This is a genomic window from Mesorhizobium sp. W016, from assembly GCF_054719485.1.
Genome location: NZ_JBTTIF010000002.1, coordinates 582869 through 609709 on the forward strand (window position 1 = coordinate 582869; position 26841 = coordinate 609709).

Below are 26841 nucleotides of genomic sequence, written 5' to 3' on the forward strand. Positions count from 1 at the left end.
CACCCTTTCGGCCTGATCGGTCAGGGAATCAAGCCGAGCACGACTGCCCCGGTGAACACGAACGCAAGGGCAAAGACGAGATAGGCGAAAGCGCCGGCATAGGCCGGGCGGAAAGCCTGGCTATTGGCCAGCCTCTGGCTGGTGCGGTCCGTCTCGGCGTTCTGGATATAGGACATATCGACCTCCGTCTTGCGGATTAATCTATAAAATCAGTAGACTTTGTCGAGTGCTATTTTTTGGAGATATGTAGAATGATTTTCTCAGTAGTCCTTGTTATTTGGTTTGGCATTGCTGGGAGACCCCTGTTGGAGACAAGCGAGCGACAAGCTTGGCCGACGTCTGCATAGGCGATAGCATCGCCATTCCGGCGTAAATGCGGATTATTTCGATCGGGAACGGGGAACAGAACATGGGTACAAGACTAGCCGGCAAGATTGCAATCATCTCGGGCGGCGCGACCGGAATGGGCGGAGCGGCCTCGGAATTGTTCGCCGCCGAAGGCGCCAAGGTGGCGATCATTGACCGCAATGGCGAGGCGGCGGCAGCCATTGCGGCGGCGATACGCGCGCGGGGACATATCGCCGAACACTGGGTGGCCGACGTCTCGGACGAGGCGCAGGTCGAGGCCGCAGTGAAGGCGGCGACTGCCAGGCTCGGCCCGGCCACGGTGTTGTTCAACCATGCCGGCACCATCGTGATAAAGCCGTTCCTGGAGACGACGGTGCAGGAATGGGACTGGCTGCATGCGGTCAATGTCCGCTCGATGTTCCTGATGACGCGCGCCGTGTTGCCGGGCATGATCGCTGCCGGTGGCGGTTCGATCGTCTGCACCTCGTCGATCTCGGCTGTGGCGGCCACACCCATGGAGGTGCTCTACGACACCACCAAGGGCGCCTGCCACATGTTCGCGCGCGCCATCGCAGTCGAATTCCGCGACCGCAACATACGCTGCAACGCCGTCTGTCCCGGCTTCATCCGCACGCCGCACGGCCTGCGCGAGGTCGCCGATCTCGGCAAGCTCGGCGTCGACGTATCGGACGCCGCATTGGCCGCACAGCAGGGCCGCATCGGTGAGCCTGAGGAAGTGGCCAAGGCAGCGCTGTACCTCGCCAGCGATGAGTCCAGCTTCGTTAACGGGACGCATCTGTTTGTCGATAATGGTTTTACGGCGATGTGAGTATCCCAGGCTTGGCGCCCTGTCCAGCCGATAGATGGGTAACACTTTGAACCGGATACATAGGTGACACTTCTCTCCCCCTATGCGTCGGCCGCAGCGCCAAGCGGATTGGTTGGCGCGGCGCTGCGGCGGACAAGCTTCATGTGCCGTGTGTCGATGATGCCGAGCGGGTGGGCATGGAATGAGAGTGTCCATTGTCCGTCTTCGGTCTCCAACGCAGCGACCGGTTCGCCCGCCAGCGCTTGCGAGACATATATGAAGCCGCCATTCCATCGGATCTCGCCATTGTGGCGCACGCGGCGGACCGAGGCCTCGGCCGGATAGACGGGCTCGGGTGGTGTCCTGGGCATGGCGCGCTGTGAGGACCGGTAGTGCTGGGCGGGCGTATCCATGCCCAGCGCCTCATGGGGACGTTCCTCATTGTAGCTGTGGCGGAAGGTCTCGAAGGCCTGGCCCTGTGCCGTTCGGTCGGCTTCCGGTGCCTCGGCCATCGGCAGCATGGTCAGGTGAAAGCGCTCGTGACGTCCGTTCTGCTGTGGCCTGCCGGGTGCGATCCGCTCCAAGGTGATGCCGAGCTTGATGAAGCGCACGACAAGCGGCGTCAGCCCGGTGACGCCGGCCGATGCGAAGGGCGGGCCATTGTCGCTTCTGAAGCGATCCGGCAGGCCATGCTCTTCAAACAGCCGTTCGAACACCGGCCAGGCTTCGCTATCGGCCGTCGACCCCGTCGCTTCGAGCGCCAGAAGATAGCGGCTCGACGCATCCATCACCGTCAAGGGTTCGCAACGCCAGCCGTCGCGGGTCCGGAACCAGCCCTTGTGATCGCCAGTCCACACCGCGTTCGGTTCTTGCGGCTGTGGCCAGGGTCCATTGCCGCAGGCCCGCAGGCGGGGTCGCTTGCGGGCGCGGACAAGCCCATGCCGCGCAAGGATCGCGCCGACCGTCGAGGCTGAAGGCCACATGAACTCGGGAGCCGTGCGCCTGAGCCGTGCCACGATCTTCTTTGGACCCCAAAGCGGATGCAGCTCCTTGGCCGCCACAATCCGCTCAACCAGATCCTGAGCTGTCGCACGGCCATGATTGAGCGGGGCTCGCGGCAGGTCGTGCAAACCCTCAGGCCCAAACGTCCGATAGCGTCCTAGCCATTTGTAGCCGTTCTTGCGTGAGATCCCGTAGGCCGCACAAAGCGCAACCATCGTCTCATCCCCAGAAAGACACTCCACAACAAACCGTAGCCGCTCGTCCATGATGCCAGTCTCTCGCCAAACCATCGCCGGTCCTCCGGCGGACAAGAAAACTGTCACCCATGCTATCGGTCCATTCTGTTACCTATCTATCCGGTTCGGACAGCCCTTCCTCTCCCCCGTCGATCGGGGGAGAGGAAGGACGCCAAGTCCTACTCGCTTACCGCTCTTCTCGTCGAAACGGCTTCAGCAGCGCCGACGGCGCAACCGCGTTGCGTGACATCACGGCCATCGCGACGATGGTGAAAATGAACGGCAGCATCAAGAACGTCTCATAGGGAATATGCCCGAGGCCGCTCGCCTGCATGCGCAATTGTAGCGCATCGACGAAGGCGAACAGCAGCGCCGCGCCCGCAGAGCGCCACGGGTCCCAGCGGCCGAACACGACCAGCGCGATCGCCACCCAGCCACGGCCCGACACGACACCAAAGGTGAAGGCGTTGAACTGTGCCATGGTGAGGAAGGCGCCCGCAAGCCCCATCAGCGCACCGCCGAGGATGACCGCCTGGAAGCGCGTGGCGATGACGCTGACCCCAGCGGAATCAGCGGCGCGCGGGTTCTCGCCGACCATCCGCACCGACAGGCCCCAAGGCGTGCGGTAGAGCACGAAAGCTGCGAGCGGGATGGCAATGATTGCCAAGTAGACCAGCGCAAACTGGTTGAAAACTGCTGACCCCAGAACCGGAATATCCGACAGCAGCGGGATCGGCAGCGTCTGAAAACCCTTGATGCTGGGCGGCACCGATTGCTGGCCGAAGGTCAGACGGTAGAGGAAGTAGGCAAGGCCCGACGAGAACAGGGTGACGCCGATGCCGCAGACATGCTGGCTGAGGCCGAGCGCCACGGTGAACAGCGCATGCAGCGCACTCATCGCCATGCCGGTCAACACCGCGGCCAGCACGCCGAGCCACAGGCTGCCGCTGAGGCTGGCGGCGGTGAAGCCGGTCATCGCGCAGAGCAGCATGATGCCTTCGATACCGAGATTGAGCACGCCGGCCCGCTCGGAGAACATCTCGCCCAGCGTGGCAAATGCCAGCGGCGTGGCGATGCGGATAATGGCGGCGAGGAAGCCGACCTGAAAGATCTGTTCGAACACCGCGCTCATAAGGCGGCACCGACGCGGCGGATGCGATAGGCCGTGAACAGCAGCGCCACCAGCATGGCGAGCAGCGCCGTGCCCTGGATGACATCGCTGAGGAACGCCGGCACGCCGGTGGCGCGCGACATCGCTTCGGCGCCGGTCATCACGGCGGCCAGGAAGATCGCCGCCGGTACGACGCCGAGCGGATTGAGCCTGGCCAGCATGGCAACGACGATGCCGGAATAGCCATAGCCCGGCGAAATGTCGCTCATCACCTGGAAATGCACGCCGCCGACCTCGCCGACGCCGGCAAGCCCGGCCAGCGCGCCCGACAGCAGCGCCGTCGAGATCAGCACCCGCTCGACATGTATGCCGCCATAGCGGGCGGCTTCCGGGCTTTCGCCGGTGACCCTGATCCGGAAGCCGAGCGTGGTGCGCACGATCAGGAACCAGATCAACGGGGCCGCGATCAACGCGGCGATGACACCCAGATGCAGCCTTGTGCCTTCGAGCAGCACCGGGAAATTCGCCGAATCCTCGATCGGCGGCGAGATCGGATAGCCGCTGAACGAGTCCTTCCACGGCCCCTCGATCAGCGCCATCAGCGCATAGTAGAAGACCGAATTGAGCAGCAGCGAACTGACGACGTCGTCCACCTTGAATTTGACCCTGAGCGTCGCGGGCACCAGCGCTACCGCGGCACCGGCAGCAGCGCCCGCCAGCGCCATCGACAGGATCGCCAGCGCGCCCGGCATTGGGATGGCGCCGACGAAGCAGCTGGCCACGGCACCGGCCAGCAATTGGCCCTCGGCGCCGATGTTCCAGAATTTGGCCCGGAAGGCGACGGCCACAGCCAGCCCGGTGAAGATCATCGGGGCGGCGCGCACCAGCGTTTCGGTGATGGCATAGCTGTCGCCGAACGAGGCCGACAGCATCACGCCATAGGCCTCAAGCACGCCGGCGCCGGCCAGCGCGATGAGGCCGCTGCACAGGACCAGCGCTGCGCCGATGGCCAGCAGCGGCAAAGCGAGATTGAACCAGGCGGGGGTGGAACTGCGGGCTTCGAGGCGGAACATCAGCTATGCCCCTCCGCCCCGGTCATCAGCAGCCCAAGCCGCGCGATGGTCGCATCGGCGCTGTCCAGCGTGCCGGCGATGCGGCCCTCATACATCACCGCGATGCGGTCGCAGAGCACCAGCAGCTCTTCGAGATCTTCGCCGATGACGATGATCCCGCAGCCCTTGGCGCGCATGTCGAGGAATTTTTCGTGGATGAAGCGGGCGGCGCCGATGTCGAGGCCGCGCGTCGGCTGCGAGACGATCAGCACCTTCGGGTCGAAAGCCAGTTCGCGCGCCAGCAGCGCCTTCTGCAGATTGCCGCCCGACAGCGCGCCGGCGCGGGTCATCGGCCCGGGGCACCTGATGTCATAGGCCTTGATCTGTTCTTCGGCGAAGGCGCGGATCGCATCTGGCTTGAGCAGGCCCCGGCTGCTGAAAGCCGCAGTACCAATGCGCGGCAACACCATGGAATCGGCGAGCGGCAGATTGGTGACCAGCCCGGTCGTCATACGGTCTTCCGGGATGCGGCCAAGGCCGAGCGCCTGCACCTCGCGCGGCGAGAACCGCGTAACAGGTTTGCCGGCTATCGTCATCGCGCCGGCGTCGGGCGCGCGCGTGCCGGAAATCACCTCGGCCAGCGCCCGCTGGCCATTGCCGGAGACCCCGGCAATGCCGAGGATTTCGCCCGCGCGAACGGCAAGCGATACATCGCGCAGCGGCGTCCCCGAATGCCGTGAGGTGGAAATACCGTCGAGCGTCAGCACCGCCGCGCCTAGGGTCGAAGGTCCTCTTGCCGGCGGCACGATCTCATGGCCGCACATCAGCTGCGCCATTTCTGCCGATGTCGTGTTCGCCGGATCGTCGACACGGCCGGCGACGCGGCCGTGCCGCAATACGGTGCAGCGATGGGTGAGCGCCCGCACCTCGTTCAATTTATGCGAGATGAAGATGATGCCGAGCCCCTGCGCCGCCATCGAGCGCAGCGCCGAAAACAGCCCGTCGACCTCGCTCGGCGCCAACACCGCCGTCGGCTCGTCGAGGATTAACAGCCTGGCGCCGCGAAACAGCGCCTTGACGATTTCGAGCCGCTGCTGCTCGCCGACCGACAGCGCGGAGACAGGCAGGTTGGGGTCCAGCGTCAGCCCATGCCGACGTCTGATGTCGGACAACCGGGCAAGTCCGCCGGCGCGGTCGATGCGGCCGGATTTGCCGGGAATGCCAATCAGAAGGTTTTCCAGGACCGTCAGCCTTGGCGCCAAATGAAAATGCTGGTGCACCATGCCGATGCCGGCGGCCAGCGCATCGGCCGAACTGGTGATCCGCACGGTCTTGCCCTGGATAAGAATTTCGCCGGCATCCGGCGCATAGGCGCCGAACAGCACATTCATCAGCGTCGTCTTGCCGGCGCCGTTTTCGCCCAGCAGGCCGAGGATCTCACCTGGGGCGACGCTTAGATCGACAGCCTCATTCGCCTTGACGGCGCCGAAGCTCTTGGTGATGGCGCGCATTTCGATGAGAGGGGCGGACAAAGGTGCTCCTGCGGAGATACCCCTCCCCCTCGAGGGGAGGGTGCCGAGCGAAGCGAGGCGGGTGGGGTCACCTCAACTGCCTCAACCTATGACTTAGCAGGATGGAGCACTTCGCGGAGGACCCCACCCGGCCCTGCGGGCCACCCTCCCCTCAAGGGGGAGGGGTACGCCGAGCTAATCCGAAACCGGCGTGTTCTCGTCGACATCCACCCGGAAATTGCCTTCCAGGATCTCGGCCTTCTTCTTCTCGACCAGATCCTTCACATCCGCCGGCAGCGTCTTGTCGAATTTATGGTAGGGCGCCAGGAACGACCCGCCCTTGGCCATGCGCGAGAAATCGCCATAGTCCTGCGCGGTGAAGACACCGGCCTTGACCAGCTTGATCGCCTGCTCGACCGTCGGATACATGTCCCAGACCGGCCCGGTTATGACCGTGTCGGGGCCGAGGCTCGACTGGTCGGACATGTTGGAGATGGCGAGGATCTTCTTGTCCACCGCCGCCTCGATGACGCCGAAGCGCTCCGCATAGATGACATCGACGCCGGCATCGATCTGGGCGACCGCCGCTTCCTTGGCCTTGGGCGGATCGAAGAACGAGCCAATGAAGGCGACCTTCTTCTTGATGTTGGGATTGACCTCCTTGGCGCCGGCAAAGAAGGCGTTGACCAGCCGGTTCACTTCCGGAATGCCCATGGCCGCCACCGCGCCGATCGTGCCCGACTTCGACATCTTGCCGGCGATCATGCCGGAGAGATAGGCCGGTTCGTGGATCCAGTTGTCGAAGACGCCGAAATTGGGCTCGGCCGGCCCGGCGCCCGAGCCGAACAGCCATGCCGTCTTCGGGAACTGCTTTGCCGTGCGGCGCGATTCACGCTCGGCGGCGAAGGCGTCGCCCAGCACCAGCTGATACCCGCCTTGCGCATATTCGCGCATGACGCGGCTGAAATCGGCGGTCTGCACCTTTTCCGACCATTTGTATTCGATGCCGAGTTCCTTCTCGGCCTTCTGCAGGGCGACGTGGATCTGGTTGTCCCACGGCTCCTCGATCGGCGTGGCGAAGATCGCCGCCACCTTCAGCTTCTTGTCCTTGGCGAAGGCTGCACCCGGCAGCATGGCTGCGGCCAGGCCAAGTGCGCCGAGTTCCAGCACGTCGCGCCGCGACAGGCCGGTCGATTGCGATTTGTTTTTCCGGTTTTCCATCTAGTGCCCCTCTGTTTGACAGCCGTGTCGAGCCGGCTGTTCCGAAATCAGACGCGGAACTATGGAACGGGTGCGGACTTTTGTCCACATGGTCAAATTTGGCGGTGTCGCTGGCAGGAGCCGGCGCTAGCGTACCGCTTTCTCGCCGCCGGCTACGGTGATGACGCCGACGATGATCAGCCCGGTCAGCAACAGCCGAACGCCGGCGCTGACGCCGAACGTGTTGAGCATGGTCAGAAGCAGTACCAGGAACAGCGCCGCGCCCCAGACACCGGGAACATTGGCCTTGCCACCGGCGACCGAGGTGCCGCCGATGACGACGACGGCGATCGAGGCCAGCAGGTACTCGTTGCCGATATCGACATTGGCGCCGCGGAAATAGCCGGCGAGCAGCGCCCCGTCCATGCCGCCGAGCGCGCCCGACAGCGTGTAAGTCAGGAAGCGGGTGCGGCCGACATTGACGCCGGCAAGCCACGCGGCGCGGATGTTCTGGCCGATCGCCAGCACCGAGCGGCCATAGATCATGCGCTGCAAGGCGATGGCCGCACCGATGCTGAACAATACGGTAAGGATCGCCAGCACTGGAATGCCCAGGATTTGCCAGTTCGCAAAATCGGCAAAGCCGGGCGGCGGCTTGATCTGCAGGCCACGCCCATAGCTGATGTCGATCGACTGGATGATGAAGCTGGCCGACAGAGTGGCGATGATCGGCGGGATCCTCAGCGCCCAGATCAGGAGATAGTTGACGGCACCGATGGCGGCGCCGCAGGCGAGCGCGGCGAGCAGCCCGACCACGATCATGGAATCGCTGCCGCCCATGACCTTCATGGCGACGGCACTGGCGAGCCCGATATTGGCCGGCAGCGACAGGTCGACATTGCCTGGCCCGAGCGTGATGACGAACATTTGGCCGACTCCGACGATGACGGTGAACACCGCCAGCGACAGTGCCGCCGTGACCATGCCACCGCCGCCATAGCCGCCGGTGAAAGCGATGGTCGCCAGCCAGACGAACATCGCGCCGATGAACGACCATATCCAGGGTTTGGCGGCCAGCGATTTAACCAGCGTCATCGCTACCTCTCCCTGCGGCTGATCAGGACGCGGGCTGCCAGCACGATGATCAGGATGGCGCCGTTGGCGGCGACCTGCCAATCCGGCGGAATGTGCATGAAGGTGAGCAGAGGCGATGCCGCCAGCGCCAGTGTCAGCGCGCCGAGCACGGCGCCGATCGGCGACACCCGGCCGCCGACGAACTCGCCGCCGCCGAGAATGACGCCGGCGATCGCCAGCAGCGTGTAGCCATTGCCGATATTGGCGTCGGCCGAGGTGGTGATGCCGATCAGCGCCATGCCGGACAGAACGCCGAACAGGCCGGTCAGCGCAAACAGCACGATCTTGGTTCGAAGCAGCGACCAGCCAGCGCGCCTGAGCGCCGCCGGATTGCCGCCGGATCCCCGCAGGATGACGCCATAGGAGGTGCGCATCAGCCCAAAATGCACCACCGCTGCGATCGCCAGCGCGGCGATGATAGGGAACGGAATGAAGGGCGGCTTGAAGGCCATCAGCGACAAGAGCCAGTCCGGCGCCTTGCCACCGGGCTTGGGCAGCACCAGAATGGCAAGCCCCTGCCAGACGAAGCTCATGCCCAGCGTCACCACGATCGACGGCAGATTGCGCAGATGGATCAGTGCGCCGAGCAGCGCATAAACGCCTATGGAGCCGAGCAGGATGATCACGCCGAGCAGCGGCGCGTCCTTCAGCCAGGTCGCGGTGACGCAGCCGACAAAGCCGACAAAGGTGCCGATCGACAGATCGAGCTCATTGCCGGCGATGAAGAACATCTGGGCGATCGTCGCCAGCGCGATCGGAATAGCGAGGTTCAACATCAGGCTGAAGCCGAAATAGCTGATGGCGCGTGGGTTGAGCCAGGCGATGGCGATAACCACCAGCGCCAGCGACAGCGCCGGCAACAAGCTGCGCAGCAGGCGCGCGCGGGCCGCGCTGCTGCGCGGCGAGGACGTCGGGCCGGGAGCGACTGCCGTCATCTCAGGCCGCGTCGCCGAATGAGGACTGGATGATCTTTTCCTCGGTCAGCTCGTCGCGCGTGAGATTGGCGACGATGCGGCCGTTCTTGAAGACATGGATGTGGTCGCAATTGTCGAGCTCTTCGGTCTCGGTGGTGTACCAGAGGAAGGTCCGGCCCTTGGCCGCCTCCTCGCGCACGAGATCGTAGACCTCGAGCTTGGTGCCGATGTCCACGCCGCGCATCGGATCGTCCATCAGCACGATCTGCGCATCGGAACCCAGTGCGCGGGCAAACAGCGCCTTCTGCTGGTTGCCGCCGGACAGCGAGAAGATGTTGTTGGTCATGTCAGGCGTGCGGATGCCGATCTTCTGCTTCCAAAACTCAGCAAGCTCGGCCTCGAGCTGCGGCGAGATCAGCAACCCTTTGCGCAGCCGCGCCAGCGAGCGGATGCCGATGTTTTCGGCAATAGACCATTGCGGGAAAATGCCGTCCGATTGGCGGTCTCCGGCCACCAGCGCCACCGGGGCGGTCACCTCGATATCAAGCCTTCTACGCGTCGCGGCGGCAAAGATCGCCAGCAACAGGTCGGTCTGGCCATGGCCGGCAAGCCCGGCAAGCCCGATGATCTCGCCGGCGCGGGCGACAAGCTCCTTGCCGTCCTGCTGCCGCTCGGGCCGCGCCCGCACCCTGAGCGGGCCCGCCGCCGGCCTGGCGGCGATCTCCGCCGCGATCTTCTCGCGCGCTTCCGCGCCGCCCATCGTCGTCACCAGCCGGTCGCGGTCGAACGCTTTTGCCACGTCCGTGGCGACCACCTTGCCGTCGCGCATCACCACGATGCGGTCAGCATTCTGCAGCACCTCGCCCAGCACATGCGAGATCAGGATGCAGCTGCCCCCGGTGGCGACGAAACGGCGCACGAAGGCAAGCAGCTGGCCCGCAGTATGCGCGTCCAGCGAAGAGGTCGGCTCGTCGAGGATGACCAGGTCGAGCGGATCGCGCGTCACCGTGAAGGCGCGCGCCACCTCGACCATCTGCCGCCGGCCGATGGAGAGATCGCCGGCAATGTCGTCCGCCGAGATGCCGTGATCCGGAAAGATTTCGTCCAGCTTGGCGGCAATGAGAGCAGCCGCCTTGCGTCGCCAGCCGAAGCCGGTGAGCGCCGGATGGTTGATGCGCGTATTCTCCGCGATACTGAGGTTAGGGCAGAGCGACAGTTCCTGGAACACGCAGCGTATGCCGAGTTTCAGCGCGCGCGCCACCGAGTAGTCGGTTTCGGCATTGCCACGCACCGCGATCTCACCGCCATCGGGCTGCAGCGTACCGGCCACCATATGCATCAGCGTCGACTTGCCGGCGCCGTTGTGGCCGACCAGCCCGACGCATTCGCCTGATACAACATGGAAGTCGACGCCGTTAAGCGCCCGAACGGCGCCGAAATGTTTTTCGGCGCCGTTCAGCCTGATGATGTCCAAATGGGCGGCGCCGAAATGTTTTTCGGCGCCGCCCAGTCTGATGATGTCCGTATTGGCCTCAGGCATGCTCAACGATATCCGGTCGGTCATGCCGCTGGCAATGAATGCAATGCATCACTTGATATTGGCTTTGATCGCCGCGATTGCGTCTTCCTGGCTGTATTCGTGGGTGGCGACGCCGCCCTCCTTGATTTTCGGCAGCTCGGTCTCGAAATTGTCCTGGGTAAAGGCGAGATACGGCACCAAAAGGTCATGCGGAATGTCGGTGCGGCCGTCGAGCACCTGCTGCGCCACCCAGAAGGCCAGCGACGACACGCCGGGCGCGATCGAGGCCGACCAGGTCTGGTAGCCATCCTTGTCCTTCTGCTCCTTCCACCATTTCAGCTCGTCCTGGCGGTTGCCCATGATGATGGTCGGACGCGGCTTGCCTGCGGCGGCAAAGGCTTGTGCCGCGCCATAACCGTCACCGCCCTGGTCGACGATGCCGACGATGTCGGGCAACGAAGGCAGGATCGTCGCGACCGCCTTCTGCGCCGTCGTCTGGTCCCAGTCGCCGGTCACCGAACCGACGATCTTGAACTCGGGATGGGCGGCGACGCCTTCGAGGATGCCGGCATGGATGGCATCGTCGATCGAGGTGCCGGCAAGGCCGCGGATTTCCAGCAAATTGCCGCCCTTGGGCTGGAACTTGGCCATCTGCTCGACTTCCTGCTTGCCCATGTCCTTGAAGTCGACGACGACTCGGTAGGCGCAAGGTTCGGTGACCGTCCCGTCGAAGGAGACGACGACGATGCCGGCATCGCAGGCCTGCTTGATGGCGCCGTTCAGCGCATCCGGCGATGCGGCATTGATGACGATGGCGTCATAACCCTGCAGGATCAGGTTCTGCACCTGGGCAGCCTGGGTCGGCACTTCCTTGTCGGCGGTGGTGAAGATGTCGGCGGCGCCGACGATCTTATCCTCCACCGCCTTCTTGGTGACGATGCCGTAGCTGTCGAGCATCGCCTGGCGCCACGAATTGCCGGCGTAATTGTTGGAGAAGGCGATCTTCTTGCCGCTGGTGTCGGCAAGCGCCGTGCCCGAGGCGAGCATCGCCGCCAGAGCGCTCAGGACGAGCAGTGTCTTCATGTCATAATCCTCCCATAGATTGTCGGCCCCGCCGACTGTTGCAGATGGTTTTGGCGTTGTCTGCCTGTTTTTTATCTATTGTCAGACAAATTCAGATACGCCCGCTTGTCAACTGCGATCGATCACGCTTGGACGATCAACTTCAGGTGCGGCGGTTGAAAAGCCTTCGCGTGCTGGTCTAGGGAAGGGTCCAGGAGACCATGCATGGCAGCGATGCCGCCGACCCTTCCCCCCAGTGCACCCAAAAGAATGGGCGCCCCCGGAATTCCGGCGCGCTGGACGTCAAGCGCCAAGAGCGGCGTAGGTGCCGCGCTTTCGCCGGCGAGCCGCGTCTGGTTCACGCTCAGCCATGGCATCGTCAACGAGGTCTATTATCCCGGCCTCGACAGCGCCTGCACGCGCGACATGGGACTGCTGGTCACCGGTCCCGGCGGCTGGTTCTCCGAGGAGAAGCGTGACGCCACGCATGCCATCGAGCCGTTCGAGGACGGCGTGCCCGCCTACCGGCTGGTCAACGCGACGGCGCGTTACCGGATCGAAAAGCGCATCCTGGCGGATCCGGCGCGCCCGGCCTTGCTGCAGGAAATCAGCTTCACGGCACTCGAGGGCGTGGCCACGGACTACCGCGTCTACGCCCTGCTGGCGCCGCATCTGGTCAATGCCGGCATGGGCAACACCGCCTGGATCGGCGAGCACAAGGGCAAGCCGATGCTGTTTGCGTCCGGGCACGGCGCCTGCTTGGCGCTTGCCTCCTCGCTGCCCTGGGGCGACTGCTCGGCCGGCTATGCAGGCTTTTCCGACGGCTGGCAGCAACTCAGCCGCGCCGGCCGGCTCGATCCGACCTGCCAAAGCGCGGAGGACGGCAATGTCGCGCTGACCGGCGAGATCGGCTTTTCTTTAGCCAACAGCGAAGCCTTGCTTGCACTTGGGTTTGGGGCGACGCCGGATGAAGCGGCCGAAAACGCCGCCGCCAGCCTGAAACGCGGTTTTGAGCCGGCGGCAAAGGCCTATGTCGCGAAATGGCGGAAATGGCAGGCAGGCCTGACGCCGCTCGACCACCATGATGCATCCGGCCTCAACACCTACCGCGTCAGCACAGTGGTGCTGGCGACGCACCTGTCGCTGGCGAGGCCCGGCGCGGCCGTTGCCAGCCTGTCGATCCCGTGGGGAGCGAGCAAGGGCGACGACGACCTTGGCGGCTATCATCTGGTCTGGCCGCGCGACCTTGTGGAAACCGCGGGCGGCTTGCTCGCCGCCGGCGATCCGGCGCAGGCGCTTGAGATCCTCGCCTATCTCCGTTCCATCCAGCAGCCGGACGGCCACTGGCCACAAAATGTGTGGCTCGACGGCTCGCTCTATTGGCCGGGCATCCAGATGGACGAATGCGCCTTCCCACTGCTGCTTGCCGATGCGCTGCACCGCGCCGGCCACCTGCCGCGCGCCAAGCTCGCCGCCTTCATGCCGATGGTCGAGAAAGCAGCGTCCTATGTCGTGCGCAATGGTCCCGTCACCGGGCAGGACCGCTGGGAAGAGGATGCCGGCTACAGCCCATTCACGCTCGCCGTCGAAATATCGGCACTGCTTGGCGCCGCCGATCTGTTCGACGTTGACGGCAAACCGGAGCCGGCTAACTATTTGCGCGAGGTCGCGGATTGCTGGAACGACCAGATCGAGCGCTGGACCTATGTCAGCGGCACACCGGAGTGCCACGAGGCTGGCGTCGACGGCTACTACATCCGCATCGCGCCGGCCGACGGTTCAGGCGCCGCATCGCCGAAGGACGGCTTCGTACCGATCAAGAACCGTCCGCCGGGCGATACCGACAAGCCGGCCGAAGCGATTGTCAGCCCGGACGCGCTGGCGCTAGTCCGCTTCGGCCTCAGGGCCGCGGACGATCCGCGCATCGTCGGCACGGTCAAGATCATCGACGCGCAACTGCGCTGCGACCTGCCGCAAGGGCCTCTATGGTACCGCTACACCAGCGACGGTTATGGCGAACACGCCGACGGCGCCCCCTTCGACGGCAACGGCCAGGGCCGACCCTGGCCGTTGCTGGCCGGCGAACGCGCCCACTACGAGCTGGCCGCCGGTAACAAGGACAAGGCGGCAAGCCTGCTCAGGACATTCGAGGCTTCGGCTGGTGTGGGCGGTCTGCTGCCGGAACAGGTCTGGGACGGCGCCGACATACCGGAGCGCGAATTGTGGCTGGGCAGGCCGTCGGGCAGCGCCATGCCGCTGGTCTGGGCGCATTCGGAACACATCAAGCTGTTGCGCTCGCTCCGCGACGGCGCCGTCTTCGACATGCCGCCGCAAGGCGTCAAGCGCTATGTCAGGGACAAGACCGGCTCGCCGCTGAGGATATGGCGCTTCAACAACAGGCTGCGCACCCTGGAAGCCGGCAAGACGCTGCGGGTTGAACTGCTGCAGCCGGCACTGATCCGCTGGAGCGGCGACCAGTGGCAGACCAGCCATGAAATCAACACGTCCGTGAATGTCTTTGGCGTCCATCTGGCGGATCTGCCGGTGGCCGATATTCCGCGAGGTAATACAATCGTCTTCACTTTTTTCTGGCCCGACGGCGACCGTTGGGAGAATGTCGACTTCACCGTCGGCATTGAGAACTAACTCGCCCACAATTTTCTTTCCTCAAGCGACTAGGACAAGACCATGCAGATTGGAATGATGGGACTGGGCAGGATGGGCGCCAACATGGTGCGCCGCCTGATGCGCGACGGCCATGAATGCGTCGTCTACGACATCAACCCGGCAAGCGTTGCCGCCCTGGTTGCCGATGGCGCCATCGGCGCCGCATCGATGGAGGAGTTCGTCGGCAAGCTTTCCAAGCCGCGCAGCGCCTGGCTGATGCTGCCGGCGGCGATCACCGGCAAGATCGCCGACCAGGTGGCAGCATTGATGGAGCCCGGCGACATCATTATCGACGGCGGCAATTCCTATTATCACGACGCTGTCGACCAGGCGGCCGAGCTTGCGGCCAAGGGCCTGCACTATGTCGATGTCGGCACCAGCGGCGGCGTCTGGGGCTTGGAGCGCGGCTATTGCCTGATGATCGGCGGCCCCGATACGGCGGTCAAACACCTCGATCCGATCTTCGCCACGCTGGCGCCCGGCGCCGATGCCGGCGCCACGCCCGACAAGGCGGGCGGAACCGCACCCTTTGGCTACCTGCATTGCGGACCGAGCGGCGCCGGTCATTTCGTCAAGATGATCCACAACGGCATCGAATATGGCGTCATGGCCGCCTATGCCGAAGGCATGAACATTTTGAAATCGGCAAATGCCGGCAAAAGACAGCGCACGGCGGACGCCGAGACCAGCCCTTTGGAAAACCCGCAATACTATCAGTTCGACATCGACCTGCCGCAAGTGGCCGAGGTCTGGCGCCATGGCAGTGTGATCGGCTCGTGGCTGCTCGACCTCACCGCCGGCGCACTGAAGAGCGACCCGGCATTGGCCCAGTTCGGCGGCCGCGTCTCCGATTCCGGCGAAGGACGCTGGACGCTGAAGGCGGCGATCGACACCGGCGTGCCGGCGCCGGTTCTGTCCTCGGCTTTGTTCGACCGCTTCTCCTCGCAGGGCGAATCCGAATTCGCCGACAAGCTGCTGTCGGCCATGCGCTATGCCTTTGGCGGCCATGTCGAAAAGCCGAAGGCCGGCAAGTGAAGGCCGCAGGGGAGACGCGCAAGATGAGCCCGGAACGGTCCGACACGCTGGTGCTCTTCGGAGCAACCGGCGACCTTGCCCACAAGAAGATATTTCCGGCCCTCTACCAGATGGTAGCCAAGGGGACGCTGACCGAGCCGGTGATCGGCGTCGCCTTCGATGCCTGGGACATCAACCAATTGCAGGCGCGGGCCCGCGACGGCATCGTCAACGCTCTCGGCAAGATCGACGAAAAGATCTTCGCCAAATTCGCCAGTCTGCTGCGCTATGTCAGCGGCGACTACCGCGACGGCGCGACCTTCGAGAAGCTGAAGACGGCGCTCGGCTCGGCGCAGCGGCCGCTGCACTATATGGCGGTGCCGCCGACCATGTTCGAGACCGTCGTCCAGGGGCTGGAGCAATCCGGTACCGCGCATGGCGCGCGGCTGATGGTGGAAAAGCCGTTCGGCCACGATCTCCAATCGGCGCGCTGGCTGAACCGCGTGCTGCATCTGGTGTTCGAAGAGCAGTCGATCTTCCGCATCGACCACTATCTCGGCAAGGAGGCGATCCAGAACCTGCTCTATTTCCGCTTTGCCAATTCCTTTCTCGAGCCGATCTGGAACCGCAACTTCGTCGAAAGCGTACAGATCACCATGGCCGAGGACTTCGGCGTTGAAGGCCGTGGCAAATTCTATGACGATGTCGGCGCTATCCGCGACGTGATCGAGAACCATCTGCTCAACATCCTTTTGCTGCTCGCCATGGAACCGCCGGTCGGCCGCTCGGCCGACGATCTGATCGACGAGAAGGTGCAGGTGCTGCGCGCCATCCGCACGCTGACCAAGGACGACGTCGTGCGCGGCCAGTTCACCGGCTACCTCGCTGAACCCGGCGTGAAGCCGAACTCGCCGGTCGAAACCTTTGCCGCGGTGCGCTTCATGGTCGACACCTGGCGCTGGCAGGACGTGCCCTTCTTCATCCGCACCGGCAAGAACATGCCGGTGCATGTGACCGAAGTGATCGTGCGGCTGAAGCGGCCGCCGCTCGACGTGTTCGATCCGATCAAGCCCAGCGACGCCAATTACGTGCGCTTCCGCATCGACCCGCAGGTGGCGATCTCGATCGGCGCGCAGCGCAAGGCGCCCGGCGACGACATGGTCGGCGAGCAGGTCGAGCTCACCGCGCTGGACGATTCGAAGGGCGACATGCCGCCCTATGAGCGGCTGATCGGCGATGCCATGAACGGCAATGGCCAATTGTTCACCCGCCAGGATGCCAGCGAGCTTGCCTGGCGCATCGTCGGCCCGGTGCTGGGCGACACCACGCCGCCGCATATGTATGAGCCGAAGACCTGGGGGCCTGCCGACGCCATGGCCAGCTTCGGGCCGCCCAACGGCTGGATCAATCCGAGTTGAGCAACTCCACGAAAAGTGCGAGCGGTCTTTCCGTCCGGAATTGCGTAAAACAAAGAGTTGGAGCATTCCCCGTTTCCCTGAAACGGGGAACGCGCCAAGTGAGCGGAGGAAACGACATGGCCAAGGCAGCCAGGCCCGCGAAGGCCAAGGCCGAACCGATCGTGCTGACGATCGATGTCGGCGGCTCGCATGTGAAAATCCTCACCAGCGCAGGCGGCGAGATGCGCCGCGCCGATTCCGGACCGGACCTGACGCCGCAGCAGATGGTCGCCACGGTGAAGACGCTGGCCGAAGGGCTGGCCTATGACCTGATCTCGATGGGCTATCCCGGCCCGGTCAGGCACAACAGGCCTTCGCTCGATCCCGCCAATCTCGGCAAGGGCTGGGACGGCTACGATTTTGCTGCCGCCTTCGGCAAGCCGGTCAAGGTCGTCAACGACGCGCTGCTGCAGGCGATCGGCAGCTACAATGGCGGGCGCATGCTGTTCCTCGGCCTCGGCACCGGCCTGGGCGCGGCGATGATCCTCAACAATGTCGGCCAGCCGATGGAACTGGCGCATCTGCCGTACCGCAAGGGCGGCAGTTTCGAAGATTATGTCGGCGAGCGCGGCCTGGAGAAATACGGCAAGAAAAAATGGCGCAAATACGTTTTCGACGTCGTCGGGCGGCTGCGTGCGGCGCTGCAGCCGGATTATGTCGTCATCGGCGGCGGCAATGTCGACAGACTGGATGAATTGCCCGCCACATCCAGGCGCGGCGACAATACGCGCGCTTTCGAGGGCGGTTTTCGACTATGGCGCGACAAGGCGCTGATCGTCTGATAGTATTAAAATTCAGTATAGTTGTTCAAAATGACGTGTGGCGCGATACGAAGTCATTGCGTTACGCAGATTTGGCGATTAGAGCGGTTGCACCGGATGGAATCATCTGGCGCAACCGCACATATGCGGCAAGACAAATGACTAGAGCGGATTTCCGGCTCCGCTGGGACCACTCTGGGAGTTTCCGCCACCCCCCTAGCGACGGAGAGATAAATTGGCCGACGACAGCAACGACTCTGACAAGGACATCGACCTGCTCGAGCTTACCGCCCATATCGTGTCCGCTTACGTCGAGAAGAACCGCTTGCCCGTTGCCGGCCTGAGCGATCTCATCGCCAGCGTTGCGGCGTCGATCGGCGGGCTCAGCCAGCCGCCGGCCCCAGTGGCGGCGCCGCAGATCCCGGCCGTCAATCCCAAGCGGTCGGTGACGCCGGATTACATCATCTGCCTCGAAGACGGCAAAAAGTTCAAATCGCTGAAGCGCCATCTCGGCGTCCATTTCAACCTGACGCCGGAAGCCTATCGTACCAAATGGGGCCTGCCGGCCGACTATCCGATGGTTGCCCCCAACTACGCGGCGTCGCGCTCCGAGCTGGCCAAGTCGATCGGCCTCGGCCGCAAGGCCGCAGTGGCGCCGCCAGCCAAAGCCAAGGGTCGGAAGGCCAAAGTCCCGGCCTGAGTGGGCTCAGCGCCTCGGCGCTGAGCCAATCGTTTGGACGACTGGAACAGAAGCCTGCCAGCGAATGAGCCTTGGCAGGCTTCGTGCTTTTGTGGCTTGGATACACCACAGAGATTGCTTTGGGGGAGCAGCGATGAACTACGCCAGAATGGTGATCGAGAAAGAGGCGCCGGAGGAATACGGCTACGATCGCATTCGGTTCAATCTCTCCGAAAGCTCGATCGCCGATCAGAAACTCTCCGACGTCGGCCTGTCGCTGCCGGATCTCACGCTGTTCTACGGCGAGCATCGCGGCGACAAGGAGTTGCGGGCGCTGATCGCGGCGCAGGATTCCGGCATTTCGCCTGACGATGTTCTGGTGACCGCCGGTGCGGCGGGCGCGCTCTTCATCATTTCGACCTCGCTTCTGTCGGAGCGCGACCACCTTGTCGTCGTCCGGCCGAACTACGCCACCAACATCGAGACCCCCAAGGCGATCGGCTGCGCCATCTCCTATGTCGATCTCGATTTCGACGCAGGCTTTGCCATCGATTTCGGCCGCGTCGCCGCCAGCATGCAACCGAACACCAAGCTGATCAGCGTCACCTGCCCGCACAACCCGACCGGCACGATGATGGGCCGGGCCGATCTCGACGCGCTGATTGCGCTGGCCGAAGCGAGCGGCTGCCATCTGCTGGTCGACGAGACCTATCGCGACCTCTCCTATGGACAGCGCCTGCCGGCGGCGGCTTCTCTCAGCCCCAAAGCGATCAGCGTCTCGTCGCTGTCGAAAGCCTTCGGCATTCCCGGCATCCGCATTGGCTGGCTGATCACCAGCAATGCCGAACTGCAGGAGCGCTTCCTCGCCGCCAAGGAGCAGATCGGCATTTGCGGCAGCGTCATCGACGAAGGCATTGCGCGCGGCATGCTGGGGCGCCGCGACGCTTTCTTGGGCGCGCTGCTGCCCGAGATGTCGAAACGCCGCGACATCGTGCAAGATTGGATCGACCGCGAGCCGCTGGTCGACTGGGTGCGGCCACAAGGCGGCGTCGTCGGATTTCCAAGGCTCAATGTCAGTCCAGACTTCGACCTCGACCGTTTCTACGTCAATCTCTTGGAAAACCACGGCACCTATGTCGGTCCCGGCCACTGGTTCGATATGCCCAAGCGCTTCTTCCGCGTCGGTTTCGGCTGGCCGAAAGAGGCGGAATTACAGGGCGGCCTCGACGCCATCACCGCCGCGCTGAGGCAGTAACGTCCGCGTGCAATCGGGCGAGCGGCTTGAAAACCGCTTGATCCAGGCTCGATTTTCACGCATACGCGCCCCGAACTTTGATAAGTTTCATTGGCCGGAACAGCGCCCATTTCCGGGAAGTGCCCCGCCGGCCAATGCAAGCAACGGGGCCTGTATCCATGACATCCCATTCCCATACACCGCCTGACCGGCGTTACGCCGCCTTCCGCCATCGCTCCTTCCTGAGCTATTGGGCGGCGCGTTTCCTGACCACCTTCGCCACCATGATCGTGTCCGTCGCCGTCGGCTGGCAGATCTATGATCTGACGCGCGATCCCTTCGATCTCGGCATTGTCGGCATCGTCCAGTTCCTGCCGTCGCTGCTGCTGGTGCTGGTCACCGGCGTTGTCGCCGACCGTTTCGGCCGCCGCCTGATCATGGCGCTGGCGACGGTAGTCGAGGCAGGTTGTGCGCTTGTCCTGTTGTACTTCACGCTGCGCGGTCTCGTCAGCCCGCTGCCGATCTTCATCGTGCTGGCTATGTTCGGCCTGGCGCGCGCTTTTTATGGGCCGGCCTCGTCGTCGCTGTTCGCCAACCTTGTTCCGCCGGAAGATTTCGGCAATGCGATCGCCTGGAACTCGTCCGCCTGGCAAACGGCGACCATTGTCGGCCCGGTCGCCGGCGGCCTGCTCTATGGCGTCTCGGCCGAAGCCGCTTACGCCGTTGCCTCCGTGCTGATGCTGGTGGCCGGTCTGCTGATCTTCACCATTCCGAAACCGGCCCAGCAGAGCGCCACCGACAAGCCGACCATGGAGACGCTGTTTGCCGGCTTCCGATACATCTGGAGCGAGAAGATCGTGCTCGGCGCCATCTCGCTCGACCTCTTCGCCGTGCTTCTGTCCGGTGCCTCGGCGCTGCTGCCGGTCTATGCCCGCGATATTCTGGAACTCGGCCCGTGGGGCCTCGGCCTGCTGCGCTCGGCGCCCGGCATCGGCGCCATCTGTGTCGCGGTCTGGCTTGCCGGGCATCCGCTGCGCGACAGTGCCGGCAAGATCATGCTCGGCTTCGTCGCCGGGTTCGGCGCCTTCACCGTGCTGTTCGGCGTCTCGACCATCACCTGGCTGTCGATCCTGGCCCTTGCCGGCCTCGGCGCCACCGACATGTTCAGCGTCTATATCAGGGAGACGCTGATCCAGCTGTGGACACCCGACGAGGTGCGCGGCCGCGTCAACGCCGTCAACCAGGTCTTCGTCGGCGCCTCCAACGAAGTCGGCGAGTTCCGCGCCGGCACCATGGCGGCGCTGATCGGCACCGTGCCGGCGGTGGTGATCGGCGGCGTCGGTGCGATTGCCGTCGCCGGACTGTGGGCGGTGCTGTTTCCGCAACTGCGAAGGGTGCGGCATCTCAACAGCCGCAACTGATCGAGTAAGCCGCAGGATCCGGCGCTCGGTCCAAATCAGCTTGCGCCGATGACGGCTGAGATGGGCCGGAAGCGGATGGGCCGGTTCTGGGCGAACTAGCCAGATGGCGGGGCAGCCACAGGGTGGACATTTCAGTCCATATGGAAAATGATTATGTTGCCATGCACAATACTGCAGTGCTCTGGTCTCGACGAGAAACCTTAAATATAGAAGAGAACCACCCGACCTCCGGGTCCAGCTAGCGGGGCGCAAATGGACACTTCAGGGAATCGGCAATCGCATCGCGACGCAAGCGGGCGACCCAGCCGATCGGTCGGCTGGCTGGCCCGCTCCGCCGTCCCAGTGGCATTCCTGCTCGGCATGGCTTTCAGCAGCAACGCGTTTGCGCAGGACCAGCAATTGCCGGTGGTGACGGCGGCCAAGCCGGTGGTGCGTGAAATCGTCGAAGACGACGAGTTCGTCGGGCGCTTCGAAGCCGTCGACGAGGTCGCCATCCGTTCGCGCGTCAGCGGCTATCTGGACAAGATCAGCTTCCAGGACGGCGCACTGGTCAACAAGGGCGACCTGCTCTTCACCATCGACCAGCGTCCGTACCAGGCGGCCTACGATGCCGCCAAGTCGCAAGTAGACGTCGCCAAGTCCCTGCTCGAATTCTCCAAGATGCAGCTGGATCGCGCCGATGAACTCGCCAAGACCGGCAATATCTCGGCCGCGACGGTCGACGACCGTCGGCGGGAATACCTTTCGGCGCAGGCGCAGATGCAAGGCGCGACGGCTGCGCTGACGACGGCCAACCTGAACCTGGAGTTCACCGAGATCAAGGCGCCCTTGTCCGGCCGCATCGACCGCCGGCTGGTGTCGGTCGGCAACCTCGTGCAGCCGGATTCCACCTTGCTGACGACCATCGTCACGCGCGATCCGATCGACTTCTATTTCGACGTCGATGAGCGCCTGTATTTCAGCTACGCCCGCGACGCGAAGGAGCGCGGCGGCAGCATGCAGGAAGGCGCCGGCGGGCTCGAGGTGGTGGTTCGCGTCGCTGACCGCGCGGAGGCGGTATTCAAGGGCAAGCTCGATTTTGCCGAGAACCGGATCGACAACGCGACCGGCACCATGCGGGTGCGTGCAAGGTTTGCCAACGCCGACGGCGTTCTCCAGCCAGGCATGTTCGGGCGCATCAACGTGCCGGGGTCGCTGCCGCATAGCGGCGTCCTGGTGCCCGACGAGGCGGTCGGCGCCGATCAGGATCGCCGCATCGTGTACCTGGTGGATGAGGCAGGGATGGTGTCGGCGAAGCCCGTGCGCACCGGCCCGCTTCTCGACGGCTACCGGGTGATCCGCGCGGGCCTGACCGGCGACGAGACGATCATCGTCAACGGGCTGATGCACGCCAGGCCCGGCACCAAGGTGAAAGTCGAGATGGTGACGTTGCCGCCCAAGGTCGAGACCGCCGGGTTGCAGCAATGAGGTTCGCCCATTTCTTCGTCGACCGTCCGATCTTCGCATCGGTGGTTTCGATCGTCCTCCTGATCCTCGGCGGGATTGCCTATACCCAGCTGCCGATCGCGCAATATCCCGAGATCGCGCCGCCGACCATCGTCGTTCGCGCCCAGTACCCGGGCGCCGACGCCGAGACAGTGGCAGCGACGGTGGCAACGCCGATCGAGCAGGAGATCAACGGCGTCGAGGGCATGCTTTACATGTCGTCCTATTCGTCGGGCGACGGAGCGATGGCGCTGACCATCACCTTCAAGCTGGGCACCGATCTCGACCAGGCGCAGGTGCTGGTGCAGAACCGCGTCTCGGTCGCCGAGCCGCGCCTGCCCGAAGAAGTCCGCCGCCTCGGCATCACCACCATCAAGAGCTCGCCCGACCTGATGATGGTCGTGCACATGCTGTCGCCCGACAATACCTACGACCAGCTCTACGTCTCGAACTACGCCCGCTCGCGGGTGCGCGACATACTGCTCAGGTTGGACGGCGTCGGCGACCTCATCATCTTTGGCGAACGCGAATATTCGCTGCGCATCTGGCTCGATCCGGAAAAACTGTCCGCCCTGGGGATGACCTCGGGCGATGTGGTGCAGGCGCTGCGCGACCAGAACGTCCAGGTGTCGGGCGGCTCCATCGGCGCGCCGCCGACCAATACCGGCACGGCGTTCCAGTACACGGTCACCACGCAAGGCCGCTTCAACGACGCACGGGACTTCCGATACGTGATCGTCAAATCGGCCGAAGACGGCCGCCTGATCCAGCTGCAGGACGTGGCGCGCATCGAGCTCGGCGCCAAGGATTACGTCACCAACTCCTATCTCAACGGCAAACCGGCGGTGGCGCTCGCCATCTTCCAGCGGCCAGGCACCAATGCGCTCGCCGCAGCCGCGGAGATCCAGGACAAGATGAAGGAGCTTTCCCAGGACTTCCCGAAGGGATTGAGCTACGACATCGTCTACAATCCGACCGAGTTCGTCGCCGAGTCGATCCAGGAGGTCTACAAGACGATCCTCGAGGCGATGGTTCTGGTCATCATCGTCATCATCGTCTTCCTGCAATCGTGGCGCATGGCGATCGTGCCGATCGTGGCGATCCCCGTGTCGCTGATCGGCACGCTGGCGGTGCTTTACGCCGCCGGCTTCTCCCTCAACATGCTGACGCTGTTCGGCCTCGTGCTGGCCATCGGCATCGTCGTCGACGATGCGATCGTCGTGGTCGAGAACGTCGAGCGAAATATCGCCAGCGGGCTGGCGCCCAATCCGGCGTCGCATCTGACCATGGACGAAGTCGGAACGGCGGTCATCGCGATCTCGCTGGTGCTGATAGCCGTGTTCGTACCGACAGCCTTCATCCCCGGCATTTCCGGGCAGTTCTACCTGCAGTTTGCGATCACCATCGCGGTGTCGACGGCGATCTCGGCATTCAATTCGCTGACGCTCTCGCCGGCCTTGGCCGCGCTGCTGTTCAAGCCGCACCACACTGCTGCGGCGCCGCCGCGCTTTTTCCTGGCGCGGTTCGGACGGGCGCTCGCCGACGGCTTCAATCGCGGCTTCGACAAGGTCGCCCATTGGTATTCGAGCATCGTGCGCGTGTTGGTCGGCTCGCGGATAGCGATCGCCGCCACGCTGGCCGTTTTCGCGGCCCTCATCTACGCCACGGTCTATATGGTTCAGACGGTGCCGCGCGGTTTCATTCCGTCGCTCGACCAGGGCTATGCGATCGTCGTCGTCCAGTTGCCGGACGGCGCCTCGCTATCGCGGACCGATGCCGTCATCCAGCAGGCGTCGCAGATCATCCAGAAAACGCCGGGCGTCGACTACGCGGTCGCCTTCGCCGGCTTCTCCGGTGCCACCTTTACCAATGCCAGCAACGCGGGCGTGATCTTCGCCAGGTTCAAGCCGTTTGACGAGCGACTGGAAGCCGGCCAGTCCGCGACCCAGGTCATCGGCAATTTGTTCGGCAGCCTGCAAAGCATCAAGGAAGCCTTCATTATCGCACTGCCGCCGCCGCCGATCCGCGGCGTCGGCAATGCCGGCGGCTTCAAGCTGCAGATCCAGGAGCGCAACAGCGCCGACATGCGGCAGATCCTGGCGCTTGCCTATGAAATTGCCGGCAAGGCCAACAAGACGGCGGGGCTGACCGGCGTGTTCACCACCTTCTCCGCGTCCAGCCCGCAATTCTTCCTGGCGATCGATCGCGACAAGGCGCGCATCCTGAACGTGCCGATCCCCAACATCTTCGAGACGCTGTCGATCAATCTGGGCACCGCCTACGTCAACGACTTCAACGCTTTCGGGCGCGTCTACCAGGTGCGCGCGCAGGCCGACCAGGCGTTCCGCCTCGATCGCGCCGACATCTTGAAACTGAAGGTGCGCTCGGCGACCGGCGCGCTGGTTCCGCTGGGCACGTTGATCGAGATCCGCGACGTCACCGGCCCGGCGCTGGTCCAGCGCTACAACATGTACGTCTCCGTGCCGCTGCAGGGCAACGCCGCGCCCGGTGTTTCCACCGGCGATGCGCTTGCCAAGATGGAAGCAATCACGGCACAGACGTTGCCGGCCGGTACCTCCTACGAATGGACCGAACTCGCCTATCAGGAGCGCAACACCGGCAATGCCGCTGTCTATATCTTCGGACTGTCGGTGCTGTTCGTGTTCCTGGCGCTGGCGGCGCAATATGAAAGCTGGGTGCTGCCGTTCGCCATCGTGCTGGTGGTGCCGCTCGGCGTGCTCGCAGCGTTGCTCGGCGTGTCGTTCCGAGGGCTGGACAACAACATCCTCGTGCAGATCGGCCTCATCGTGCTGATCGGACTTGCCGCCAAGAACGCGATCCTCATCGTCGAATTCGCGCGGCAGGCGCAGGAACGCGGCCTGTCGGCCGCCGAGGCTGCCGTCGAAGCCTGCCGGCTCAGGCTGCGGCCGATCCTGATGACCGCCTTCTCGTTCATCCTCGGCGTCGTGCCGCTGATGATCGCGACGGGCCCGGGCGCCGAAATGCGCCAGTCGCTCGGCACCGCGGTGTTCTCCGGCATGCTCGGCGTCACCTTCGTCGGCCTGTTCCTGACGCCGGTGTTCTACGTCACGCTCAGGTCGCTGTTCTCACGGCGCAATCCGCATGCCGAGGCCGAGCCTTCGGCACCGGCAGAGGTGCCGTCCGAGACGGCCGCCGAGTAGTGTTACACGGGCAGTTCGTGGCGCTGCCGACTATTTCGTTTTGGTGTTGAATTCACGGTTTGCGGCATAGTCGATAGTGAAGGTGCCCGCAGGAGCGCGAACGCCCTGCTTCACGTTGGATATGGTGACTGTCGAGGTAAGGCCCCTCTCGTCAGTCAGGGTCCATCTGCGTAGATCGAGCGATTCCCTGTCAAACACCATAGTGATATTCGAATTGCCGAAGGCCGACTTGTCGGCCAGCCTGATGATCACCTGGGCGCCATCGTCCCTGATACTTTTGAGGCGATTGCCGGAAAAGTTGACCTGATTGTCGAGGAGCAGCTTGAGCGGCGTCTTCGAGAGAGCATAAAGCCGCGATGTCTTGAGCTTCTTGTTATAGACCACCAAGGATTTTCCATCTGCAATTACGCTGACCCCTGATTGGCCTGCATAGTTGAACCGGATCTTGCCCGGCCGCTGGAGGAAAAATTTCCCTTTGGTCCTTTCCGCTCTTGGGCCCGACTGGACAAAGTCCCCGGACATGGACTTTACCGATGAGAAGTGATCGGCAATCGTCTTCGCTTCTACAGGTGCGGCCAAGGCCGCGGTCGAAAGTTCGGCGTTTATCGCGACAGCGCTGACAACGGCTAACCAGAAAGCCAGCAGTCTTTTGCTGTTATATGCCATTCAGTTATCCTACCCCGAAAAGACGCGTGATCGAAAGAGATCACGCGCCTTTGAGATCAGTAGCCGTCCGGGCACTGAGCAACGTAAACTCGACCGTTCCGACCGCGATATCTGCACTGGCCGGCTTCGCTGGCGTGCCCGATGACCGCCCCGGCCAGCGCTCCGACCGCCCCGCCAACAACCGCCCCTTTTACCGGGTCGCCGGCCACTGCTGCGCCTACAGCTGCGCCACCCAAACCACCGACGGCAGCGCCTTGTTCGGTGCGGGAGCATGCCGCGAGCGGAATGAGTAGGCTCAAAATGAGCAGCGTCTTCTTCATTGGTTCTCTCCTGGGGCCGTTATTAGCCGAAGCTTAAATGCGCCACGGAGTTTTTCGA

General features: G+C 63.9%; 22 protein-coding genes. 10 read left to right on the forward strand and 12 right to left on the reverse strand.

The features are described 5' to 3' along the window. Positions 1-20 precede the first annotated feature (20 nt). Entirely contained in the window at positions 21-176 is a 156-nt protein-coding gene (locus ACYG9V_RS03205; protein WP_023670454.1) for a hypothetical protein, read from the reverse strand. Positions 177-409: 233 nt separating this feature from the next. Between ACYG9V_RS03205 and ACYG9V_RS03210 the strand changes: the two genes are divergently transcribed. Further along, positions 410-1177 (forward strand): SDR family NAD(P)-dependent oxidoreductase, encoded by a 768-nt coding sequence (locus ACYG9V_RS03210; RefSeq protein WP_352765162.1) that lies wholly within the window; start codon positions 410-412, stop codon positions 1175-1177. Positions 1178-1257: 80 nt separating this feature from the next. Here ACYG9V_RS03210 and ACYG9V_RS03215 read toward each other — a convergent pair whose 3' ends face one another. The 9 genes from ACYG9V_RS03215 to ACYG9V_RS03255 all read right to left on the reverse strand — a co-directional run bounded on the left by ACYG9V_RS03215 (position 1258) and on the right by ACYG9V_RS03255 (position 11918). Next, positions 1258-2448 carry an integrase core domain-containing protein gene (locus tag ACYG9V_RS03215; protein WP_023826017.1) on the reverse strand — a complete coding sequence of 397 codons (1191 nt, stop codon included), beginning with the start codon at positions 2446-2448 and terminating at the stop codon, positions 1258-1260. A gap of 133 nt (positions 2449-2581) precedes the next feature. Beyond that, positions 2582-3526 carry an ABC transporter permease gene (locus tag ACYG9V_RS03220; protein WP_352765909.1) on the reverse strand — a complete coding sequence of 315 codons (945 nt, stop codon included), beginning with the start codon at positions 3524-3526 and terminating at the stop codon, positions 2582-2584. Then, positions 3523-4578 (reverse strand): ABC transporter permease, encoded by a 1056-nt coding sequence (locus ACYG9V_RS03225; protein ID WP_352765907.1) that lies wholly within the window; start codon positions 4576-4578, stop codon positions 3523-3525. Before ACYG9V_RS03225 ends, ACYG9V_RS03220 begins: the two co-directional genes overlap by 4 nt. Next, positions 4578-6089 (reverse strand): ABC transporter ATP-binding protein, encoded by a 1512-nt coding sequence (locus ACYG9V_RS03230; RefSeq protein WP_352765906.1) that lies wholly within the window; start codon positions 6087-6089, stop codon positions 4578-4580. Before ACYG9V_RS03230 ends, ACYG9V_RS03225 begins: the two co-directional genes overlap by 1 nt. Positions 6090-6263: 174 nt before the next feature. Further along, on the reverse strand, positions 6264-7289 hold the full coding sequence (locus ACYG9V_RS03235; protein ID WP_023670460.1) for a BMP family protein: 1026 nt from the start codon (positions 7287-7289) through the stop codon (positions 6264-6266). A gap of 126 nt (positions 7290-7415) precedes the next feature. Continuing rightward, positions 7416-8363, reverse strand: coding sequence for an ABC transporter permease (locus ACYG9V_RS03240; RefSeq protein ID WP_352538938.1), 948 nt, complete (start codon positions 8361-8363; stop codon positions 7416-7418). 2 nt (positions 8364-8365) lie between these two features. After that, the gene (locus ACYG9V_RS03245) at positions 8366-9337 is read right to left on the reverse strand and encodes an ABC transporter permease (protein ID WP_352765904.1); all 972 of its coding nucleotides are present in this window, start codon (positions 9335-9337) and stop codon (positions 8366-8368) included. Position 9338: 1 nt separating this feature from the next. Continuing rightward, entirely contained in the window at positions 9339-10856 is a 1518-nt protein-coding gene (locus ACYG9V_RS03250) for a sugar ABC transporter ATP-binding protein (RefSeq protein ID WP_352765903.1), read from the reverse strand. 48 nt (positions 10857-10904) lie between these two features. After that, the gene (locus ACYG9V_RS03255; protein WP_023670464.1) at positions 10905-11918 is read right to left on the reverse strand and encodes an ABC transporter substrate-binding protein; all 1014 of its coding nucleotides are present in this window, start codon (positions 11916-11918) and stop codon (positions 10905-10907) included. Positions 11919-12122: 204 nt separating this feature from the next. Here ACYG9V_RS03255 and ACYG9V_RS03260 point away from each other — a divergent pair, with 204 nt between their 5' ends. The 9 genes from ACYG9V_RS03260 (at position 12123) to ACYG9V_RS03300 (ending at position 25797) form a co-directional block, all read left to right on the forward strand. Beyond that, a complete protein-coding gene (locus tag ACYG9V_RS03260) occupies positions 12123-14543 on the forward strand; it encodes a glucan 1,4-alpha-glucosidase (protein WP_460221910.1) in 2421 nt (806 codons plus the stop codon). A 42-nt stretch (positions 14544-14585) separates the two neighbouring features. Beyond that, complete coding sequence (gene gnd / locus ACYG9V_RS03265) at positions 14586-15599, forward strand: phosphogluconate dehydrogenase (NAD(+)-dependent, decarboxylating) (protein ID WP_031355699.1); 1014 nt, start codon at positions 14586-14588, stop codon at positions 15597-15599. A 23-nt stretch (positions 15600-15622) separates the two neighbouring features. Beyond that, complete coding sequence (gene zwf, locus ACYG9V_RS03270; protein ID WP_023687745.1) at positions 15623-16996, forward strand: glucose-6-phosphate dehydrogenase; 1374 nt, start codon at positions 15623-15625, stop codon at positions 16994-16996. Positions 16997-17112: 116 nt separating this feature from the next. Further along, complete coding sequence (locus ACYG9V_RS03275) at positions 17113-17817, forward strand: ROK family protein (RefSeq protein WP_352765901.1); 705 nt, start codon at positions 17113-17115, stop codon at positions 17815-17817. A gap of 214 nt (positions 17818-18031) precedes the next feature. Continuing rightward, positions 18032-18496, forward strand: coding sequence for a Ros/MucR family transcriptional regulator (locus ACYG9V_RS03280; RefSeq protein ID WP_023730212.1), 465 nt, complete (start codon positions 18032-18034; stop codon positions 18494-18496). 133 nt (positions 18497-18629) lie between these two features. Beyond that, a complete protein-coding gene (locus ACYG9V_RS03285; protein ID WP_352765900.1) occupies positions 18630-19730 on the forward strand; it encodes a pyridoxal phosphate-dependent aminotransferase in 1101 nt (366 codons plus the stop codon). 158 nt (positions 19731-19888) lie between these two features. Then, entirely contained in the window at positions 19889-21130 is a 1242-nt protein-coding gene (locus ACYG9V_RS03290; RefSeq protein ID WP_023670472.1) for an MFS transporter, read from the forward strand. Positions 21131-21490: 360 nt separating this feature from the next. Further along, positions 21491-22597: an efflux RND transporter periplasmic adaptor subunit gene (locus tag ACYG9V_RS03295; RefSeq protein ID WP_023687741.1), complete on the forward strand. Its 1107-nt coding sequence runs from the start codon at positions 21491-21493 to the stop codon at positions 22595-22597. Beyond that, entirely contained in the window at positions 22594-25797 is a 3204-nt protein-coding gene (locus ACYG9V_RS03300) for an efflux RND transporter permease subunit (protein ID WP_023815310.1), read from the forward strand. Before ACYG9V_RS03295 ends, ACYG9V_RS03300 begins: the two co-directional genes overlap by 4 nt. 30 nt (positions 25798-25827) lie before the next feature. On the opposite strand, the gene ACYG9V_RS03305 is transcribed toward ACYG9V_RS03300, so the two are convergent. Further along, a complete protein-coding gene (locus tag ACYG9V_RS03305; RefSeq protein ID WP_023698393.1) occupies positions 25828-26463 on the reverse strand; it encodes a LolA family protein in 636 nt (211 codons plus the stop codon). A gap of 56 nt (positions 26464-26519) precedes the next feature. Continuing rightward, entirely contained in the window at positions 26520-26783 is a 264-nt protein-coding gene (locus tag ACYG9V_RS03310) for a YMGG-like glycine zipper-containing protein (RefSeq protein ID WP_023670477.1), read from the reverse strand. Between the last annotated feature and the right edge of the window lie 58 nt (positions 26784-26841).

Coding starts and splice junctions, on each gene's coding strand:
- ACYG9V_RS03205 (WP_023670454.1), bottom strand. CDS start 176: ATGTCCTATATCCAGAACGCCGAGACGGACCGCACCAGCCAGAGGCTG.
- ACYG9V_RS03210 (WP_352765162.1), top strand. CDS start 410: ATGGGTACAAGACTAGCCGGCAAGATTGCAATCATCTCGGGCGGCGCG.
- ACYG9V_RS03215 (WP_023826017.1), bottom strand. CDS start 2,448: ATGGTTTGGCGAGAGACTGGCATCATGGACGAGCGGCTACGGTTTGTT.
- ACYG9V_RS03220 (WP_352765909.1), bottom strand. CDS start 3,526: ATGAGCGCGGTGTTCGAACAGATCTTTCAGGTCGGCTTCCTCGCCGCC.
- ACYG9V_RS03225 (WP_352765907.1), bottom strand. CDS start 4,578: ATGTTCCGCCTCGAAGCCCGCAGTTCCACCCCCGCCTGGTTCAATCTC.
- ACYG9V_RS03235 (WP_023670460.1), bottom strand. CDS start 7,289: ATGGAAAACCGGAAAAACAAATCGCAATCGACCGGCCTGTCGCGGCGC.
- ACYG9V_RS03240 (WP_352538938.1), bottom strand. CDS start 8,363: ATGACGCTGGTTAAATCGCTGGCCGCCAAACCCTGGATATGGTCGTTC.
- ACYG9V_RS03245 (WP_352765904.1), bottom strand. CDS start 9,337: ATGACGGCAGTCGCTCCCGGCCCGACGTCCTCGCCGCGCAGCAGCGCG.
- ACYG9V_RS03250 (WP_352765903.1), bottom strand. CDS start 10,856: ATGCCTGAGGCCAATACGGACATCATCAGACTGGGCGGCGCCGAAAAA.
- ACYG9V_RS03255 (WP_023670464.1), bottom strand. CDS start 11,918: ATGAAGACACTGCTCGTCCTGAGCGCTCTGGCGGCGATGCTCGCCTCG.
- ACYG9V_RS03260 (WP_460221910.1), top strand. CDS start 12,123: ATGGCAGCGATGCCGCCGACCCTTCCCCCCAGTGCACCCAAAAGAATG.
- gnd (WP_031355699.1), top strand. CDS start 14,586: ATGCAGATTGGAATGATGGGACTGGGCAGGATGGGCGCCAACATGGTG.
- zwf (WP_023687745.1), top strand. CDS start 15,623: ATGAGCCCGGAACGGTCCGACACGCTGGTGCTCTTCGGAGCAACCGGC.
- ACYG9V_RS03275 (WP_352765901.1), top strand. CDS start 17,113: ATGGCCAAGGCAGCCAGGCCCGCGAAGGCCAAGGCCGAACCGATCGTG.
- ACYG9V_RS03285 (WP_352765900.1), top strand. CDS start 18,630: ATGAACTACGCCAGAATGGTGATCGAGAAAGAGGCGCCGGAGGAATAC.
- ACYG9V_RS03290 (WP_023670472.1), top strand. CDS start 19,889: ATGACATCCCATTCCCATACACCGCCTGACCGGCGTTACGCCGCCTTC.
- ACYG9V_RS03295 (WP_023687741.1), top strand. CDS start 21,491: ATGGCTTTCAGCAGCAACGCGTTTGCGCAGGACCAGCAATTGCCGGTG.
- ACYG9V_RS03300 (WP_023815310.1), top strand. CDS start 22,594: ATGAGGTTCGCCCATTTCTTCGTCGACCGTCCGATCTTCGCATCGGTG.
- ACYG9V_RS03305 (WP_023698393.1), bottom strand. CDS start 26,463: ATGGCATATAACAGCAAAAGACTGCTGGCTTTCTGGTTAGCCGTTGTC.
- ACYG9V_RS03310 (WP_023670477.1), bottom strand. CDS start 26,783: ATGAAGAAGACGCTGCTCATTTTGAGCCTACTCATTCCGCTCGCGGCA.